The following is an 18,079-nucleotide window of genomic DNA, read 5'->3' on the forward strand; positions in this document are numbered from 1 at the left end:
CGCACCCCAGCTGTCAGTGAACGAAGTCCAGAGCTTCCTTGATCCACGCGTTGAATTCGACGTTCGAACTCGTCCCGGTTCGGTCGACGACGATCCATCCCTTGCTCATCGGCTTACCCCGCATCTCGGGCCAGCTTGCACCCTTGTGCGTCAGAAGCTCGTCGACTCGATCGGGGTCACACCGAACCATGATGTTGCCGTGTGAGTTCGCACTGGCGGCCAGCTTCCCGTTCACCATGAAGCTCAGCCCACCGAACATCTTTACTTCCTCGACGTCGTCCTCGCCCGAGAGCGCATCGCGGATACGCTCAGCCAGCGCTTTGTCGTATGCCATGGAGGCCTCCTGGGGTGGAGTTCCAGGTTAGATCAGATGGCGCAGGTACGTGTGCGGGTCGTGAAGGAACCGCTGCCAGTTCGAAACCAGATCGAGGTCCTCCCAGCTCGAGGCTCGGATTCCCCATTCGCCGATCTCGAGCAGGTTGGCGTTCGGCAGCGCCGCGATGATCGGCGAGTGCGTCGCGATCACCGCCTGCGCGCCGGATTCCACCAGCTCGCCGAGCAGCGCGGCCAGTGTCAGGGTCCCCTGGAAGGAGAGTGCGGCATCGGGTTCGTCGATGAGATAGAAGCCGCCGTCGGAGGTCCTCGACGACAGGATCTCGAGCAGCGCCTCACCGTGGGAGAGGTGATGGTAAAGCGGTTCAGGTCGCTTGGGATTGGGGTTGTCCTCCAAGTACGTGTACAAACCGTGCAGGGTTTCGTCTCGGAGGTAGTACGCCCACTTCGATGCTCCGGGACTCCGCTCGAGCACAAGGTCGAGGCCGCCCGGTTCACTCGATCGAGTCTGATGCCGCGTATTGGTCGACCCGCCTTCGGCGTTGAGACCGAGAACGGCGGCAATAATTTCGATGACGGTCGACTTTCCCGCTCCGTTTTCGCCGACCAGAATGGTGACACCCGGTGGTAGCTCGAGACCGTGCTGAACGATCTGCGCGACTGCAGGCACCGTCATCGGCCAGCTGCCTACGTCGGCGCCCGACGATGGCCCGGCCTTGATGCGGCGGATGGGTTGTCTCTGCACGGCCATACGTTCTCACAAGGCTCCGACGAGAACGGACGTTAGTGGCGCTGCGCGAGCAATTCGACGATCTGAGCCACGAGATCGAGAGGGATCGGTTTGTTCAGCGGGAACTTCACCGTTGATTTCGCAGCCCGGTAAGGGTCGACGGACTTCTCGAACTCGGCGTCACCCGCCGGGAGCGGGTACATCGAGATGTGGTTTTTCCAGCCTGCGAAGTGAATCAGGTTCTTTCCGTGCACCGTCATGGTCGGCATCTGATAGCTGATGGTCTCATCGAGGCCTGGAACCGTGTTGTGAATCGTCTCGCGGATACTCTCGAGGGCTGGTTGCACGTCGGTGGGAAACGAAGCGATGTATTCGTTGATCGTCGCGAATTCGGCCATGCGCGGATCATAATCGCAGCCGGATTCATTTGGTCCGCCAGAAATCGGGGCGGCTGCCGTCCGCGTCGGTGAACCCGTATTCCGTTCCGAGTTCGCCTGAACTGACCGATCGCTGATTCCATCGCTGTCGATTCGGATCGGCAGCGATGGCCGCGATCGCACGTCCGATGAATCTCGGTGACTCGGAGCGTGCGAAATCCGCGGGCGCAGTCGGACCATCCCGCTCCGGCAACAAAGCGTCACGCCAATTCGATTCGCCGACACCAAAATTCTCGAGCATCATCTCCGATCGCAGGAACCCGGGAGTGATGGCGACGGCAGTACAGCCGAACGGGGCAAGTTCGTGGCCTTGCGAAAATGCGAGCCTGTTCACGGACACCTTGGCCAAGTCGTAGAACACCGAGATGCGATAGTTCGATGCGTTGTATTCGGTAGTGCCATCGGTTATTTCGGCGACCAGTCCGCCTGGCCGATCAGTCATGAGCGGCAGGAGGTGGTGCGACGTGGTGATGTGGGTGTCGATCGCCAGACGCAAGATGTGAAACCCCTTGTCCAGATCGTGTTCCCATACCGGCGTGTTCCACTCCGCCGGCCCACCCTTGAGTAATTCCGCGCCCCAGATGTCGTTGACCAAGATGTCGATATGGTGATAGTCGATTCGCAAGCGTTCGGCGAGATCAGCCACTTGTTTGCTCTTGAGATGATCGACGGCAATCGGCACGCCGACGCCGCCCAGCTCGGTGACCAGCTCTGCCGTCTCTTCGATGGTCTCTCCGCGCGGATAGTCCGACTGAAGAATTCCGGCAGATGTGCTCCGGCCAGTGCAGATGACGGTTGCACCGGCCTCGCCCAAGGCCGCGGCGATTCCGCGTCCGGCGCCCCTCGTCGCCCCGGCAACTACAGCCACTCGCCCGCGAAGTGCGTCCGGATTCGGTGTCCACGACATTGTTCGATTGTTCTCGCCTGGATTGCTTCGTTCAAGAGTGAACGCGATCTGCGGAACCGAACCTTACTTCGCGGCGTCCAAGGTAGTAATCACTCGGATGAAGGAGGTAGGGGAGAGATGGATCGTTGTGTGGGGCGCAGTGCTGGTTGGAGAAACGGGATCTCGGGATTGAGTTCCGTTCCGTCAAAAGGAAATTCGCATCGGATCCGGACTCGGCGGGTAATCGAAAGTCGCCACGGTGAGGAAGTCGTCGACGTACCACCAAGCCGGGAATCGCCCGAAGACGATTCCCGACCGGTGTGAAATCAGATCTGTGAAATCAGATCTGTGAAATCAGATCAGGGAAGCTGCGAGGCAGCGTCCGAATCGAGGAACCAACGTGTCGCAACCAAACCGGTGGCGCCGGCAGACGGCCAGTCGTCGGCCGAAGCACCTCCGACGGCTTTGGCAACGGCCTCGGCCTTTGCAGCACCCGAGACGAGCAGCCAGACCTCTTTGGCTCGCCGAACAGCAGGCAACGTGAGGGTGATCCGCACCGGTGGCGGCTTGGGGGAGTCCGTCACCGCGACTACGAAACGCGCTTCTTCGCGAACAGCGTCGGTATGCGGGAACAACGAGTTGACGTGTCCTTCGCCGCCCATACCGAGCAGGTGCACGTCGAACGTCGGAACCTGATTCCCGTGTGCCTGAGCGCCCAGCAGTTGTTCGTACGCCGTCGCCGCCCCGTGTGGATCACCGTCGTAGATACCGTCGGATGCGGCCATCGCATGTACCCTGTCGGGATCGACCGGCACATGATCGAGAAGCGCCTCACGAGCCTGGACTTCGTTTCGCTCGGGATCGCCGGACGGCAGGAACCGTTCGTCGCCCCAGTACAGATCGATCTGCGACCAGTCGATGTCGCCGGGAGCTTCACGCAACTTCTCCAGAAGTGCGATGCCGGTTCCACCGCCAGTCAGCACGATGGACGCAAACCCTCGAGCCTTCTGGGCATCGACGATGGTCGTGACCAGGCGTGCGGCGGCAGCGTCGACAAGTTGGCCGGCGTCGGAAAACTTCTCTACGACAACATCACTCATAGGTCACCTTCTCCAATCCGGCCAGAGCTTCCTCGTAGATCTCGTCCGGATCGAGCCGACGCAATTCCTCGGCGAGGCAATCGCGTGTCTCTCGACGACCCAGAGAAACCAGCGCGTCAGGCTGACCGGTGCGGATCAACGTAGCGGTCGTGCCCTCCTGAGGACGACTGATGGAGATGCTGCGAGTCTCGAGCTTCAACTCGACCGTCAGCTCACCCGTACGCCGAATGACCGGACCGTCGATCTTGGCCGCCAACCAACCGGCGAGAATATCCAGTGCCGGTTCGGTTTTGAGACCGGAGACCACCGCTGAGGTGATCTTCTCGTGCGGCGGCTGATCGAGAGCCGATGCGAGGAGCGCGCGCCAGTAGGTGACGCGACTCCAGGCGAGATCGGTATCGCCGGCGGTGTACGACGCGAGTCGCCCCTTGATGGTGGCGGTCGGATCGGGGGCGCCGGTGGCATCGGTGATGCGCCGTATCGCGAGCTTCCCGACGGGGTCCTTCGCCGGAATCTCGGGTGCCTCGAGGGGCCACCACGCGACTACCGGGGTGTCGGGGAGCAGGAACGGGATGACGACGCTGCTCTCGTGATCCGCAAGCGGACCGTAGAGACGCAACACGACAACCTCCGAGGCGCCGGCGTCCCCGCCGACACGGATCTGAGCATCGAGCCTGGGCTCACTCTGCTCGTCGCCACGCAGAAGCACGATGACGCGGCAAGGGTGCTCGCGGCTTGCTTCGTTGGCGGCCTCGATGGCTTCCTCGGCATTCCCGGTGTCCCTGGTGCAGACGACGAGCGTCAACACTCGTCCCAAGGTGACAGCGCCGCCGGTCTTACGTACCTCGACCAGTTTCTTGCTGACCTGGACCGTGGTGGTGGACGGCAAATCGAGAATCACTAGGGTCGCCTCCATTCGCGTCCGGTGCGTTGCATCATTTCGTCCGCAGACGGTGGTCCCCACGTTCCGGCCTCGTAGGGTTCCGGCTTACCGCCGGCAGCCCAGTGCTCGAGGACGGGATCGAGGATCTCCCAAGACAATTCGACTTCGGCATTCACCGGGAACAGAGACGGCTCGCCGAGCAACACGTCGAGAATGAGCCGCTCGTACGCCTCCGGAGACGACTCGGTGAAAGCCTGGCCGTACGAGAAGTCCATGTTGACGTCACGGACTTCCATGCTCGATCCGGGAACCTTCGAGCCGAACCGCATGGTGACGCCCTCGTCGGGCTGCACGCGGATGACCAGAGCGTTCTGGCCGAGGTCTTCGGTCATCGTCTTGTCGAACGGTAGGTGCGGTGCACGTTTGAACACCACCGCGATCTCGGTGACACGGCGTCCGAGTCGTTTGCCCGTGCGCAGGTAGAACGGCACACCCGCCCAGCGGCGGGTGTCGACCTCGAGGGTGATGGCGGCAAAGGTCTCCGTGATGGAGTCCGCTGCGAAGCCGTCTTCTTCGAGGAGCCCGACCACCGGCAGCCCACCCTGCCAGCCGCCCGCGTACTGGCCGCGGGCGGTGGTCTCGTCGAGGGGCTCGGCAAGGCGAGTAGCCGAGAGGACCTTGATCTTCTCCGCCTGCAGATTGAGCGGCTCGAAGCTGATGGGTTCTTCCATCGCCGTGAACGCGAGCAACTGCAGCAGGTGGTTCTGGATCACGTCACGGGCCGCGCCGATGCCGTCGTAGTACCCCGCGCGTCCACCGAGGCCGATGTCCTCGGCCATCGTGATCTGAACGTGGTCGACGTAGTGCGCGTTCCAGATCGGATCGAACAACTGGTTCGCGAAGCGCAGAGCCAGAATGTTCTGGACGGTTTCCTTACCGAGGTAGTGGTCGATACGGAAGACCGTGTCCTCGGGGAACACCTTGTTGACGACGGCGTTCAGTTCGCGAGCGCTCTCGAGGTCGTGGCCGAACGGCTTCTCGATGACGACTCGTCGCCACTGACCGTCCTCGGCCTGCGCGAGGCCCGACGCCGACAGTTGCTCGAGCACCTGAGGAAACGCGTTGGGCGGAATCGCAAGGTAGAAACCGTGATTGCCGCCGATACCACGTTCGTTGTCGAGCGTGGCCAACGTGTCGGACAGGTTCTGGAAGGCCTCGGCCTCGTCGAAACTGCCCTCCACGAACCGGATACCTTCGGCGAGCCTCTCCCAGACGTCCTGACGGAACTTGGTGCGAGCGCCGTCCTTGACTGCTTCGAGGACGACGTTCGTGAAGTCCTCGTCCGTCCAGTCACGCCGGGCGAACCCGACCAAAGCGAATCCGGGCGGCAACAGTCCACGGTTGGCGAGGTCGTAGATGGCGGGCATGAGCTTGCGCCTGGCAAGGTCGCCGGTAACACCGAAAATCACCAGGGCGCAGGGCCCCGCAATGTGCGGAAGCCGTTTGTCGGTGCTGTCCCGAAGGGGATTCACCCAATCTGATGCCGCCGCGGAATCGCTCACAGGCTCAGCTCTTCTGGGTTGCTGCGCGGAGCTGCTCGGCGGTTGCGTCGAGCAACTCGTTCCAGGACACCTCGAACTTGTCGACGCCCTCTGTCTCGAGGACCTTGAACACGTCCGCAAGATCGATGCCGACTGCAGCGAGCTGATCGAAGACCGCCTGTGACTCCTGAGCTGTGCCCGAGATCGTGTCGCCGGTGATCTCGCCATGGTCGGCGAGAGCGTCGAGCGTCTTCTCCGGCATGGTGTTGACCGTGTTCGGCGCAACCAACTCGGTGACGTAGAGAGTGTCGGGGTAATCCGGGTTCTTCACGCCGGTCGACGCCCACAGCGGACGCTGAGCCTTGGCGCCGTCGGCCAGAAGAGCCTGGAAGCGCGGCTGCACCTCGAAGATCTGCTGGTACGCGTTGTACGCCAGACGTGCGTTTGCGAGTGCAGCCTTGCCACGAAGCTCGAGGGCTTCCGGCGTGCCGATTGCCGTGAGGCGGTTGTCGATCTCGGAATCCACGCGGGAGACGAAGAACGAGGCGACCGACTCGATGGACGAGATGTCGCGGCCGGCAGCCTTGGCGGTGTCCAGACCTTCCAGGTATGCGCCCATGACTGCCTCGTAGCGCTCGACCGAGAAGATCAAGGTGACGTTGACGCTGATGCCCTCACCGATCACCTTGGCGATGGCGGGAATGCCTGCCAGCGTCGCGGGAATCTTGATCAGGACGTTCGGGCGATCGACGATCTTGTGCAGCTCGATCGCCTGCGCGACGGTGGCGTCGGTGTCGTGTGCCAGGCGAGGATCGACTTCGATGGACACGCGGCCGTCGACGCCGTTCGACGCCTCGAACTGCGGAGCCAGGATGTCGCACGCAGCACGCACGTCGTCGGTGGTCACCGCGGTGATGGTGGCGTCGACATCGGCGCCGCGCTGTGCGAGCTCACGGACCTGAGCGTCGTACGCCGATCCCTTGGACAGTGCCGCCTGGAAGATTGACGGGTTGGTCGTGACACCCACGATCGACTTCGTGTCGATGAGGTTCTGCAGGTTGCCGGACTGGATGCGATCCCGCGAGAGGTCGTCGAGCCAGATGGAAACGCCTGCAGCGGAGAGCTTTTCGGTATTCACGTTCTGTGTCATCGAGATCATCCCTTCACAGCTGCGAGGGAGCGCTGCGCGGCTTCGACAGTCGCGTCGGCAGTGATGCCGAACTCCCGGAACAAGGTCTTGTAATCGGCGGAAGCGCCGTAGTGCTCGAGCGAGACGGCCTGACCGGCGTCGCCGAGGATGCGCCACCACGGCATCGCGATGCCGGCTTCGACGGACACACGCGCGCGCACGGCGGGCGGAATGACCTCGTCGCGGTACGCCTGATCCTGCTCGAGGAACCAATCGAGGCACGGCACGGAAACAACGCGGGTTGCGACGCCCTGAGCTTCGAGGGTTTCGCGAGCCTCGGTGGCCAGATGCAGTTCGGAACCGGTCGCCAGCAAGATGACCTCCGGCGAACCGTTGGCTGCGTCGACGAGGACGTAAGCGCCGCGCTTGACACCCTCGGCAGCCTTCTCCTTGGTGCCTTCGAGAACCGGGATGTCCTGGCGCGTGAGTGCCAGAGCCGTCGGGCCCGTCTTGTTCTCGAGTGCTGCCTGCCATGCGAAAGAGGTCTCGTTGGCGTCACCCGGGCGGACGACGGCGAGGTTCGGGATCGCACGAAGAGCAGCGAGGTGCTCGACCGGCTGGTGGGTCGGGCCGTCTTCGCCCAGACCGATGGAGTCGTGGGTCCAGACGTAGGTGACGGCAGTCTTCATCAGTGCGGCCAGGCGAACCGCCGGACGCATGTAGTCGGAGAAGACCATGAAGGTTCCGCCGTACGGGCGGGTGGGTCCGTGAAGCGCGATGCCGTTGAGGATCGAGCCCATCGCGTGCTCGCGGATGCCGAAGTGGAGCGTGCGGCCGTAAGGCTGCGCATTCCAGTCGTTTGTGGAGATGGAGAACGGGCCGAACGAATCTGCGCCCTTGATGGTGGTGTTGTTGCTACCGGCGAGGTCGGCGGAGCCGCCCCACAGCTCGGGCAGGATCGGTCCGAGCGCGTTGAGCGCCGAACCGGAGGCCTTGCGAGTCGCAACGCCCTTGGCGTCGGCCTCGTAGGTCGGGAGAGCGTCGGCCCAGCCGGCGGGGAACTCACCGGCGAACAGGCGGTCGAAGAGTTCCTTGCGCTCGGTCTCACGTGCAGCCCACGCGTCGAACTCGACCTGCCATGCCTTGCGTGCGTCGGCGCCGCGGGAGACGACCTCACGGGCGTGAGCCAGAGCGTCGGCGTCGACGTCGAAGGACTTGGCCGGATCGAAGCCGAGGGCTTCCTTGACCGCTGCAACTTCGTCGGCACCGAGAGCGGAGCCGTGGACGTCGCCGGTGTTCATCTTCTTCGGAGCCGGGAAACCGATGATGGTGCGGAGCAAGATGATGGACGGACGATCGACGACGGCCTTGGCCGCGGCAACCGCGTCGAGGATGCCGGAGACGTTCTCGCCACCTTCGACGTGCTGAACGTGCCAGCCGTACGCCTCGTATCGCTTTCCGACGTCTTCGCCGAGAGCGATGGTGGTGTCGTGCTCGATGGAGATCTTGTTGTCGTCGTAGAAGACGATGAGGTTGCCCAGTTCCTGGACCCCGGCGAGGGACGAGGCCTCGGACGTGACGCCTTCTTCGATGTCACCGTCGGACGCGATCACGTAGATGTGATGGTCGAAGGGGGAGGAGCCGACCGGGGTCTCCGGATCGAACAGTCCGCGCTCACGACGCGCAGCCATCGCCATACCGACTGCGGACGCAAGGCCCTGGCCCAGCGGACCGGTGGTCATCTCGACGCCGACGGTGTGGCCGACCTCGGGGTGGCCGGGGGTCAGTGCGCCCCACGTGCGGAGAGCTTCGAGGTCAGCGAGCTCGAGGCCGTAGCCCGACAGGTAGAGCTGGGTGTACAGCGTCAAGGATGAATGGCCACAGGAGAGAACGAAGCGGTCACGGCCGACCCATTCTGCATCCGAAGGATCGTGGCGCATGACGCGCTGGAAGAGGGTGTATGCCAACGGCGCCAAGCTCATTGCAGTTCCGGGATGGCCGTTGCCGACCTTCTGAACCGCGTCGGCGGCGAGCACGCGGGCGGTATCGACAGCCTTGGTGTCCAGGTCGGTCCAGTCCGAGGGGTGGACGGGTTGCGTGAGGACGTGGATCTCGTCTGTGATCGACACTGGCAGATGTCTCCTGACATGGTGTACGTGGATTGCGAGGGTGGGGTGTCCCTCCACTGCGTAACCCAGCCTAATGGTCCTGGCTGTCCGGGTCGATTCGGTTCCTCAATGGCTGCGGTCTACCATCGTTCGTAGTAGAGAACAGTGTCAGCAGTGTGTCGTGAAGAGTTAGTGCGGTAACGCGTGGTGCAAGGAGAGAACGTGCGGACAGGGCAACAGCCGAGCGGACATGGCTTCGGCAGCCCAGGTGCCGCCCCGCGGGCGACCAATACCGATACGGTGTGGGGTCGCGCAACGGGCAAGGTTCTGGCTTATATCGCGCTCACGAAGCCGCGAGTGATCGAATTGCTGTTGGTGGCAACCATTCCGGCAATGCTGCTGGCCGATCGCGGAACGGTCGACATCGTTCTGATCCTCAGCACCCTCTTCGGTGGCTGGATGGGCGCGGCGAGTGCGAACTCGCTCAACTGCGTTGTCGACGCCGACATCGACAAGGTCATGAAGCGCACGGCGAAGCGTCCGCTGGCCCGCGAGGCGGTGCCGACGCGCAACGCGCTCGTCTTCGGGCTCCTTCTCGGACTCGCGTCGTTCCTGTGGCTGTGGTGGCGAGCCAACCTCTTGGCCGGCATCCTCGTCGTGATCACGATCGCGTTCTACGTCCTCATCTACACGATGGTTCTCAAGCGTCGTACCTGGCAGAACGTCATCTGGGGTGGCGCAGCCGGATGTATGCCCGTCCTCGTGGGCTGGGCCGCTGTCACCGGGTCGCTGAGCTGGCAGCCCGTCGTGCTGTTCCTGATCATCTTCTTCTGGACGCCGCCGCATACCTGGGCGCTGGCGATGCGATACAAAGAGGACTACAAAGCTGCCGGTGTTCCCATGCTTCCGGTGATCGCCACCGAAGAGCACGTCACCAAGCAGATTCTGTTCTACAGCTGGGCAATGGTCGTCACGACGCTTGTCCTCGTGCCCGCATCGGGAGTCATCTACGCCGCCATCACCATCGTTGCCGGTGCGTGGTTCCTGCTCATGGCACATCAGCTGTACCGCAGCGTTCGCGGTGGTGCTCAGGTCAAACCGCTACGCTTGTTCCTGCAGTCCAACAACTATCTTGCGATCGTGTTCGTCGGCCTCGCCGTCGACTCGGTTCTCGGACTCCAGACGATCAGCGACATGCTGAGCTGATTCTGCTGTGCGCCTTTATTAACCGCGGGCGGTTAATAAAGGCGCACAGCACTTCGCTAGGGGATCAGAACGATCGACCCGGTCGTTGCTCGACCTTCCAGATCCCGATGCGCTGTTGCCGCATCGGCGAGGGGATACTCGGCGCCGACGCGAATATCGAGTTTCCCGTCCGCAATGGCGTCGAAGACATCGCCGGCACGCCAGGTCAGTTCCTCTCGAGTGCGAATGTGATGCGCGAGCGTCGGACGCGTCAGGAACAGCGAACCCGACGAATTGAGCCGCTGCGGATCGACAGGCGGAACCGGTCCACTGGCCGCACCGAACAAAGCGACCGTGCCGCGGATGCGCACGGAAGCCAAGCTCGAATCAAAAGTTGTCGCACCGACGCCGTCGTATGCCGCCGCTACTCCTTCGCCGCCGGTCAACTCCCGGACTCGCGCTGCGATGTCCTCGTCGTACCGCAGGACCTCCGCGGCGCCCGCGCCACGCGAGAGTTCTTCCTTTGCATCCGATGACACAGTCGTGATGACCTTCGCCCCGAGGCTGACGGCCATCTGCGTCAGGATCAACCCGACGCCGCCCGCGCCTGCGTGCACGAGCACGGTGTCGCCGCTCTGGATCGGATACGTCGACTTCGCGAGGTAGTGCGCTGTCATCCCCTGCAGGAGCGCCGACGCCGCGGCCGATGCCGGGACACCGTCAGGCACTTTCACGGCGACTGCGGCGGGAACAGCCACCTTCTCGGCATAGCTGCCAGTGGCAGCGGCCCACGCGACCCGGTCGCCCACGGCGAATTCGTTGACCTCGGAACCGACAGCTTCGACGACACCGCTGCCCTCGTCGCCGGGAATGTAGGGGAGCGGACGCTTGTACTGGCCCATTCGGAAGTACGTGTCGATGAAATTGATGCCGATCGCTTCGGTCTTGACGAGTAGATCGCCTGGGCCCGGTGTCGGTTCGGGTTGTTCGGTCAGAGTCAGAACCTCTGGTCCGCCGGTCTCGGTCACGTAGATGGCTCGCATGGTTTCTGTTCTACACCCGAGGCGGCCGACGCTCAGTCCATGCCTGGTGTCGCTTCCGGGCTACCGACCAGTATTGTCGAGTCATGAGCACCGATACCGAGAAGTCGGACGCCACCCCGTCCGCGCCGGAACTGCCGAAGTCCACGGTGAACGCCATCACCAAGTTCGTCGCCGAGCACGGCGGCTCCGCCAGCGCCGTCATCCAGCCGGTCGGCCTGGCCGGCGTTCGCATCACCCTCGTAGGTGCCGACGGCATCCTCGGTGATCAGGTCGTCGAGGACCTCGCCACGGCAAACGCGGTCGTCGCGTCCTTCGACAACGTCACCGTCGCCGAGTGGGAGCGCGAACTGACGAGCATCGTCACCCCGCAGGAAGGCCATTTCAAGAAGATGGCCGGTTGGGTCGCCAACCAGACTCGGTTCCCGAAAGCTCGCAACGAATCCTGAAATGACGTGTGGGGCGTAGGAACACCTTTTGGTGTTCCTACGCCCCACACGTGTCTTGAAGCGTCAGACAGCTGGTATCGGCGAATTGGTCGGCGTGTACTGGCGGGTCTTACCCGCAGCCCAAACTGCTGCGGTCGCAGCCGTGCACAGTCCTGCACCGGCGACGTGCATGATCACCAGAACTTCCGGCACATCGGTGAAGTACTGCACGACACCGATGAGCGACTGCGCGAGGATCAGTCCCAGCAGGACCTTCAGACGGATCTTCACGGCTGCGGATGTCCCGACCGCATACAGGCCGAAGGTCAGACCCACGACCAGCGCGAGATATCCGACCAGAAGCTGTGAGTGCAGATGGACGAGCGTCACGATCTCGATCTCCAGGCGAGGCACCGTCCGGTCCAGCCCCTTGTCGCCGGCGTGCGGGCCTGCGCCCGTTACGAGAGTTCCAGCGACCAAAACGCCGGCGAGCGCGACACCTGACAGCGCGGTAAGCCAGCGCAGCGGCCTCGGCATCACGACCAGAGTTGTTGCTTCGTCGGGTTCCGCGATCTTCGCGTACATCACCGTGGCAACCCAGACCATCAGCATCGACGCAACCAGGTGAATGGCGACCGTCCACCACAGCAAGCCTGTGAGGACGGTGATACCGCCGATCACTGCCTGAACGACAGTGCCGAGCGGCATCATCCAGGCGTAGACAAGCACCTCTTTGCGTCGGCGAGCGCGAGTCACCGCAAGCACGATCGCAGCGGCGACGATGACGACCAGGAAGGTCAGCAGGCGGTTGCCGAACTCGACGGCTTGGTGAATCACCGCGACCTGTCCGTGGCCGACCGGGACGAAGCTACCGGGGAAGCACTGCGGCCACGTCGGGCAACCGAGTCCCGAGTCCGTCACGCGCACCACCGCGCCGGTGACAGCGATGCCGCCCTGCGTCAGGATCACGATGAACGCGATGATCTTCTGCGTTTTCAGCGAGGGGAGAGGTAGTCGATCCACCAAGCGTAAAAATCCGGCATACACACGATTCACCACGCCAACGATCGTAGTTCCCCATCAACTACACAGTGTCGTTGGGGCCAGCTCGCTCCGCGCCTGCCCCGCGTCGTTGGGGCCAGCTCGCTCCGCGCCTGCCCCGACTCGACGAGACCAGAACTGCGCAGCCGTGGGGCCAGCTCGCGTCAGTTCGCGCGAACTCGCACGATTCCCGAGATCGTTCCCTGGAAGTACTCGCCCGACTCGGTGATGAGTGCAGACATCTGAAGGGTGTCGTTGAGGATCGTCGACGGCAGCGGAGTCGAACCGATCTGCGACCCGTCCTTCGAGTCGATCACCGCGAAGGAGTAACCGTCCAGCGGAGAGGTGTTCGGAGCACCGTCCCGTGTCACCGTGTAAATCGAGCCGTCAGCCGTCGAGAGGTGAGGTACCGCGGAGCTACGAATCGTGTTGTCCCACACGACATGGCAGCCGACCGGATCGATGTCGACGCGGGTCATTCCGCCGTTGAAGGGTGCCGTGGCGGGGACCGCTGGACCGGCACCTTCAGGAGTCGTGGGGTACGGGTATCCGTAAGTGCCGGCGACGTAGACGGAATGACCGATGCCGACGGGGGAGTTCTCGCTGCCGCTCGGTGAGCCGTCCTGGCTGGCAGCGGACAACACCGGCTGCGTGCACACCTCGGCGCCCGTGTCAGCGCGATAGACATGCAAGCTCACTGTCGGGTGGGCGTTGTCGACGATGGTCAAGAAATCGCTGCCCGTCGACGGGCCGAAGTATGTCGGCGTCGATCCGGTTCCCCAGCTGAGCTGACCCGGATTGCGGGCCGGCCCGCGGTCGTACGGCTGACGCCAGTCGATGACGACCTCGTCGCCATTTCGCTTCAGTTGGTAGAGCGCGTGGGTCGTTGCGACAGCAGTGCCCGTCGGGGAGGTGGAGATGCTGTTCTGCACCTGTTCACCTTCGGGGAGCGCAATGCTGTGCGCGATTCGATCCGCGCCGACATACCCGACGGTGCCGTGCCCGGTGGCGAACCAGACATTGCCTTCCCAGTCCGGAGCGAGTCCGTTGACGTTGTCGTCGGCGGCAACCGCACCACTGAGATCGACTACATCCGCGAGTTCCAGCCGCCAACTGCCGTCCGGATTCTGCGCATGGGAAATGCGGACCAGTTGACGGTTTCCGTCGACGGCTACGAGACGGTTCTCGTTGTCGAGGTAGGCGTAGACGCCGCCGAGCAGACTGCCCTTCGCGAGCGGCAGTTGTGCTACGGATCTACCCAACGGCGTGGCGTCGGCCTTCGGATCGATCAAATGGATGGTCGGGATCTGGCCGATCATCGTCGTGCAGAGCGAGACGACCATGCCGTCGGAACCCTGGAGGACCGTCGGGCAGGCGGCCATCATCGGGAAAGCAGTCACCTCGTGTGGGCCGGTTCCTGGACCAGGCAGCGGAGTGACGTCGGACGAGCCCGCGTCACCGTGCATGGTGGAAGTACCGACGGGACCGAGGTGCGGATTTGCAGGTGCGAGTGGACCGGACACCGAAGGGGTCGCCGTTGCGGGTCCGGCACACAACATGACTGTTGCGGCCACACAGCCGACGATCTGAGCTGTCCGTCGTGTACTCACGTGAACTTGAACCACCTTGCTGCGCAGACTCCGGCCACTGCGGCCCAGATGAGAAGTACGAGAATCGAGAACCAGTCCATCGAGGTGTCGAGGGCCGCTTCGAGTGCGTGTGCGAGAGCGCCGGACGGAACAATGCGGACCAGCGTGTGGACGGCGGTCGGAAGTTCACCACTGGCGAAGACCACACTGCCGATGCCCACCATGATGAACCACAGGATGTTGGCGAGAGCGAGAACGATCTCTGCTCGCAAAGTACCGCCGAGCAGTAGGCCAAGCGCTGCAAATGTGACAGTACCGATGGCAATGACCACTGCGCCGAGTACAAGTTCGACGAATGACGGACGCCATCCCAACGCCAAACCGATAGCGCCGAGCAAGAGTGACTGCAGCGCCACGACGATGATGACGGCAGCGCTCTTGCCTGCGATGATTCCCCACCGCGGTAGCGGCGTTGCACCGAGTCGCTTGAGCGCGCCGTATCGGCGGTCGAATCCGACGGCGATGGCCTGTCCGGTGAACGCCGTCGACATCACGGCAACCATCATGACACCAGGGAGCACGGTATCGACCCGAGAATCGCCCAAATCGCCGATCGGAAGTAGACACAGTCCGATGAGCAGGGTGATCGGGATGAACATGGTGAGCAGCAATTGCTCACCGTTGCGGAGCAGAAGAGTCAACTCCAGTTTGGTCTGCGCCGCCAGCATCTTGGCCGCCGAATTGGGGCGGGGATCCGGCGAGAAGGTGCCTGGCTCGAAGCGGTTCTCGGCGAGTCGCCGGTCTCTGGCAACGCTGATGGGACTGCTCTGGCCGTTCGACGCTGTTTCGTTCATGACCTTGATCTCCGTCATCCCCTCAGTTCCCGGCCCGTCAATTCGAGGAAGACGTCTTCCAGACTCCGTTGATCGACGCGAATGTCGTTGATCAGCACGTCCTGATCGGCACACCACGTTGCGACAGTCGCCACGGTTGCCGGATCGATTGCACCTTCGACGACGTAGGTGCCGGGGTTGGATTCCTCGATGCGGAACCCGGCGAGTGAACCGGCCAGCGAATCGAGGCTCAAACCGGGAACCGTCGTCAGACGGAGTTGTCCTTCGGCGCCCTTGCTGGTGACCTCCGCCGGCGTTCCCGACGCGACGATCTTGCCGTGGTCGATGATGACCAGTTCGTCGGCGAGCGCTTCGGCCTCGTCCATGAGGTGTGTGGTGAGCAGGACGCTCACGCCGTCGCGTCGCAGAGCGTCGATGAGTTCCCACACGAGTAGACGTGCCTGAGCGTCGAGGCCGGCGGTGGGTTCGTCCAGAAATACCAATTCGGGACGGCCGACCAGCGCGCACGCCAGGGACAGTCGTTGCTGCTGGCCTCCGGAGAGGCGGCGGTACGGGGTCTTGCGCGCATCGGTGAGGCCGAGTTTGGAAAGGAGCCAGGCGGGATCGAGCGGGTCGGCCGAGTATGCGGCCACGAGGTCGAGCATTTCCCCGGCCTTGGACCCGGGGTACGCGCCGCCGCCCTGCAGCATGACACCGATTCGCGAGCGGACTTCACCGGAGTCGGCGATGGGATCGAGACCGAGCACTCGAACCGTGCCGGCATCGGGGGTGACAAACCCTTCGCACATCTCGACGGTGGTTGTCTTACCGGCTCCGTTGGGGCCGAGCAGGGCAACTACCTGGGCCGTCTCGACAGTGAGATCGATACCGTCGACGGCTCGAACACCGTCGAAGGACTTGACGACACCCTGGATCTGTACCGCCGGCGTCGACGATCTGGAGGCTCTCGAGGTCACGGGGAATCAGCGTAAGCCCCCGCCGAGTTGTCTTCGTCTACCGGTCCGCCTTTCGTGATCTCCGCTACTGGCTTGTCGCTACGCCAGGGGAGTGAATTGCGGGTGAAGACGATGAGCGTTCCGGCGGTGAGGATGGTCGCGATGACGGCCTGCACGATCATGAACGGAAGGTATTCGGCGCCGTTGGACATCAACATGACGCTGACGATCGAGGTGAAGACGACGGCAGGGATGCGGAAAATCGGCGCGGTGGCCCACGCCGCCAACGGAAGGATCGCCCACAGCAGGTACCACGGCTGAACGACGGGGAACAGGAGAACGATCGCTCCGAGTGCGATGCCGAGTCCACCGACCGGGTGTATGCGGCCCATGTACACCGAGATCATCATCCGTGCGGTGACGAGCATGGCGACGAGAGTTGCGATGGGCCGCGTGATCGTGAGGATCGCCGTCGTGTGATCGCCGAGTCCGAGTAGTACACCGGCCAATCCCGTGCCGACGCCCAGGAGCGTCGGGATGGACATCCAACTCCGGACTGCCGTGGCGGTGTCGAGGGTGTTGATCCAACCCATACCGAGCCCACTGGCCACGCTGATGACAAACGTGACGACAGCGGCAACGATGCCCAGGAGAATCGCGGCTCCCGCCAGGGCTTTCCAGGTTCCACCCCAACGCCGAGCCAAGGCCATGCCGACAAATCCCAAGGCAAGCAAGGACGGAATTTTGACGGTCGACGACAAGGCGATCAAACCTGATCCCGCAACGAGATAGAACAGCGCTCGCCCACGGATGGGCCCGGACCCTTCGACTGCGCGGAGAGCGATCTCGATTCCGGCGAGCATCAACCCGAGCATGAGCGCTTCGTTGTGGATGCCGGCCACCAAGTGGAAGAGCAACAGCGGGTTCGCGGCACCGAGCCAGAGCGAACTGACGGCAGAGACACCGCATCGCTTGGCCAGTCGCGGTATCGCCCACACGATGAGCGCGACGCCGGCCAATGCGAGCAAGCGGTGCAAGAAGATTCCGGCCACGATGTTGTCGCCGGTCAGTGAGCTGATCCCGCGTCCCAGCCACAGGAAGAACGGACCGTACGGAGCTGGGGTGTCGCGCCAGATCGTCGGAACCGTGCGGGTGAGAACGTGGTCGACGCCCAGTGCCGCCTTGGGGCCGATGGCGTACGGATCGAGTCCACGGGCCGCGATTTCGCTTTGAGCCAGATACGAGTAGACGTCGCGGCTGAACATCGGCGGTGCGACCGAGAGCGGCAGGATCCACAGCAGGAGTGTGCGGTCCAACTGGGAACGGGTCATGCGCCGCGGTGCGCCGGAACGGCTGCGTATGTCCCCGACTGCAAATCGGCCCATCATCAGCCAGGCCAGAACGACGAGCACGGTTCCGGTCATCGTCATGGTGAGTGAGACCGTCGGCATACGTCCGGGAAGGCTGAGGACTCGAAGTCCTGCGGTCGGATTCTGCAGGACGGGTTGTGCGCCGGCGCCGAGCGCTCCGACTGCCATCAAGACCGCGCCGGTTGCGCCGAATCGGCGAATCCCTCGCAGTTGTGCGGTTTCCTTCGCGTTCAGGCCAGGGCGCTCGTCCTCGTCGCCGTGCAGCACCGCGGCCATACTCTGCCGGGGAGCGGATCCGAAAGGTCGAACGCCGATTGTGGAAAGCGCGAGTGCCTTGGGTTTTTCCAGCAGGATCGCGCGCGCCGATCGCGCGGTCGTCGTCTTCTCGGGGGTCTGCGGCACACCAGGCAGCGTAGCGGCTCCATCCAGCCGGACAGACAAGCACAAACAACGTACGTTGTCCGGATATTCCCGAATGTAATGCAGGTTG

17 protein-coding genes are annotated in these 18,079 nt (G+C 63.3%); 2 read left to right on the forward strand and 15 right to left on the reverse strand.

Translation table 11 applies throughout. The features are described 5' to 3' along the window. Positions 1-13 precede the first annotated feature (13 nt). The 9 genes from RHP72_RS14620 to tkt form a co-directional block, all read right to left on the reverse strand. Positions 14-334 carry a TfoX/Sxy family protein gene (locus RHP72_RS14620; protein ID WP_003944891.1) on the reverse strand — a complete coding sequence of 107 codons (321 nt, stop codon included), beginning with the start codon at positions 332-334 and terminating at the stop codon, positions 14-16. A 27-nt stretch (positions 335-361) separates the two neighbouring features. Further along, a complete protein-coding gene (locus tag RHP72_RS14625) occupies positions 362-1,084 on the reverse strand; it encodes an AAA family ATPase (protein WP_003944997.1) in 723 nt (240 codons plus the stop codon). A gap of 32 nt (positions 1,085-1,116) precedes the next feature. After that, positions 1,117-1,461 carry an iron chaperone gene (locus RHP72_RS14630; protein ID WP_030536407.1) on the reverse strand — a complete coding sequence of 115 codons (345 nt, stop codon included), beginning with the start codon at positions 1,459-1,461 and terminating at the stop codon, positions 1,117-1,119. A 25-nt stretch (positions 1,462-1,486) separates the two neighbouring features. Continuing rightward, on the reverse strand, positions 1,487-2,407 hold the full coding sequence (locus RHP72_RS14635) for an SDR family oxidoreductase (RefSeq protein ID WP_030536406.1): 921 nt from the start codon (positions 2,405-2,407) through the stop codon (positions 1,487-1,489). Positions 2,408-2,745: 338 nt separating this feature from the next. Then, a complete protein-coding gene (pgl, locus tag RHP72_RS14640; protein ID WP_030536405.1) occupies positions 2,746-3,486 on the reverse strand; it encodes a 6-phosphogluconolactonase in 741 nt (246 codons plus the stop codon). Next, positions 3,479-4,387, reverse strand: coding sequence for a glucose-6-phosphate dehydrogenase assembly protein OpcA (gene opcA, locus RHP72_RS14645; protein WP_003944921.1), 909 nt, complete (start codon positions 4,385-4,387; stop codon positions 3,479-3,481). Before opcA ends, pgl begins: the two co-directional genes overlap by 8 nt. Then, positions 4,387-5,931, reverse strand: a complete 1,545-nt coding sequence (gene zwf, locus RHP72_RS14650; RefSeq protein ID WP_030536404.1) for a glucose-6-phosphate dehydrogenase — start codon at positions 5,929-5,931, stop codon at positions 4,387-4,389. The genes opcA and zwf overlap by 1 nt, the downstream gene beginning before the upstream one ends. A gap of 4 nt (positions 5,932-5,935) precedes the next feature. Then, a complete protein-coding gene (tal, locus tag RHP72_RS14655) occupies positions 5,936-7,060 on the reverse strand; it encodes a transaldolase (RefSeq protein WP_039972890.1) in 1,125 nt (374 codons plus the stop codon). Positions 7,061-7,065: 5 nt separating this feature from the next. Next, positions 7,066-9,168 carry a transketolase gene (tkt, locus tag RHP72_RS14660; RefSeq protein ID WP_003944976.1) on the reverse strand — a complete coding sequence of 701 codons (2,103 nt, stop codon included), beginning with the start codon at positions 9,166-9,168 and terminating at the stop codon, positions 7,066-7,068. Positions 9,169-9,369: 201 nt separating this feature from the next. Between tkt and RHP72_RS14665 the strand changes: the two genes are divergently transcribed. Beyond that, positions 9,370-10,353 (forward strand): heme o synthase, encoded by a 984-nt coding sequence (locus tag RHP72_RS14665; protein WP_003944994.1) that lies wholly within the window; start codon positions 9,370-9,372, stop codon positions 10,351-10,353. A gap of 56 nt (positions 10,354-10,409) precedes the next feature. Here the strand turns inward: RHP72_RS14665 and RHP72_RS14670 are convergent, their stop codons facing one another. Continuing rightward, positions 10,410-11,375: a quinone oxidoreductase gene (locus RHP72_RS14670; protein ID WP_047270394.1), complete on the reverse strand. Its 966-nt coding sequence runs from the start codon at positions 11,373-11,375 to the stop codon at positions 10,410-10,412. Positions 11,376-11,458: 83 nt separating this feature from the next. Between RHP72_RS14670 and RHP72_RS14675 the strand changes: the two genes are divergently transcribed. Continuing rightward, complete coding sequence (locus tag RHP72_RS14675) at positions 11,459-11,821, forward strand: hypothetical protein (protein ID WP_003945032.1); 363 nt, start codon at positions 11,459-11,461, stop codon at positions 11,819-11,821. Between the two features lie 63 nt (positions 11,822-11,884). Here the strand turns inward: RHP72_RS14675 and RHP72_RS14680 are convergent, their stop codons facing one another. The 5 genes from RHP72_RS14680 to mptB form a co-directional block, all read right to left on the reverse strand. Beyond that, the gene (locus tag RHP72_RS14680) at positions 11,885-12,859 is read right to left on the reverse strand and encodes a heme A synthase (protein ID WP_193595302.1); all 975 of its coding nucleotides are present in this window, start codon (positions 12,857-12,859) and stop codon (positions 11,885-11,887) included. Positions 12,860-13,005: 146 nt separating this feature from the next. Then, positions 13,006-14,400 (reverse strand): hypothetical protein, encoded by a 1,395-nt coding sequence (locus RHP72_RS14685; protein WP_311094861.1) that lies wholly within the window; start codon positions 14,398-14,400, stop codon positions 13,006-13,008. Between the two features lie 47 nt (positions 14,401-14,447). Next, positions 14,448-15,284, reverse strand: coding sequence for an ABC transporter permease (locus RHP72_RS14690; protein ID WP_371684328.1), 837 nt, complete (start codon positions 15,282-15,284; stop codon positions 14,448-14,450). Between the two features lie 14 nt (positions 15,285-15,298). Next, entirely contained in the window at positions 15,299-16,240 is a 942-nt protein-coding gene (locus tag RHP72_RS14695; protein WP_007727917.1) for an ABC transporter ATP-binding protein, read from the reverse strand. Continuing rightward, positions 16,237-17,991: a polyprenol phosphomannose-dependent alpha 1,6 mannosyltransferase MptB gene (gene mptB / locus RHP72_RS14700; RefSeq protein WP_003944776.1), complete on the reverse strand. Its 1,755-nt coding sequence runs from the start codon at positions 17,989-17,991 to the stop codon at positions 16,237-16,239. Before mptB ends, RHP72_RS14695 begins: the two co-directional genes overlap by 4 nt. Positions 17,992-18,079: the final 88 nt, after the last annotated feature.

It is taken from the genome of Rhodococcus sp. SG20037, assembly GCF_031763325.1.
In the GTDB taxonomy this organism is placed as follows: Bacteria; Actinomycetota; Actinomycetes; order Mycobacteriales; family Mycobacteriaceae; genus Rhodococcus_F; species Rhodococcus_F qingshengii.

Coding starts and splice junctions, on each gene's coding strand:
- RHP72_RS14630 (WP_030536407.1), bottom strand. CDS start 1,461: ATGGCCGAATTCGCGACGATCAACGAATACATCGCTTCGTTTCCCACC.
- RHP72_RS14690 (WP_371684328.1), bottom strand. CDS start 15,284: ATGAACGAAACAGCGTCGAACGGCCAGAGCAGTCCCATCAGCGTTGCC.
- tal (WP_039972890.1), bottom strand. CDS start 7,060: ATGACACAGAACGTGAATACCGAAAAGCTCTCCGCTGCAGGCGTTTCC.
- RHP72_RS14625 (WP_003944997.1), bottom strand. CDS start 1,084: ATGGCCGTGCAGAGACAACCCATCCGCCGCATCAAGGCCGGGCCATCG.
- RHP72_RS14670 (WP_047270394.1), bottom strand. CDS start 11,375: ATGCGAGCCATCTACGTGACCGAGACCGGCGGACCAGAGGTTCTGACT.
- RHP72_RS14685 (WP_311094861.1), bottom strand. CDS start 14,400: ATGTTGTGTGCCGGACCCGCAACGGCGACCCCTTCGGTGTCCGGTCCA.
- RHP72_RS14620 (WP_003944891.1), bottom strand. CDS start 334: ATGGCATACGACAAAGCGCTGGCTGAGCGTATCCGCGATGCGCTCTCG.
- pgl (WP_030536405.1), bottom strand. CDS start 3,486: ATGAGTGATGTTGTCGTAGAGAAGTTTTCCGACGCCGGCCAACTTGTC.
- RHP72_RS14635 (WP_030536406.1), bottom strand. CDS start 2,407: ATGTCGTGGACACCGAATCCGGACGCACTTCGCGGGCGAGTGGCTGTA.
- RHP72_RS14675 (WP_003945032.1), top strand. CDS start 11,459: ATGAGCACCGATACCGAGAAGTCGGACGCCACCCCGTCCGCGCCGGAA.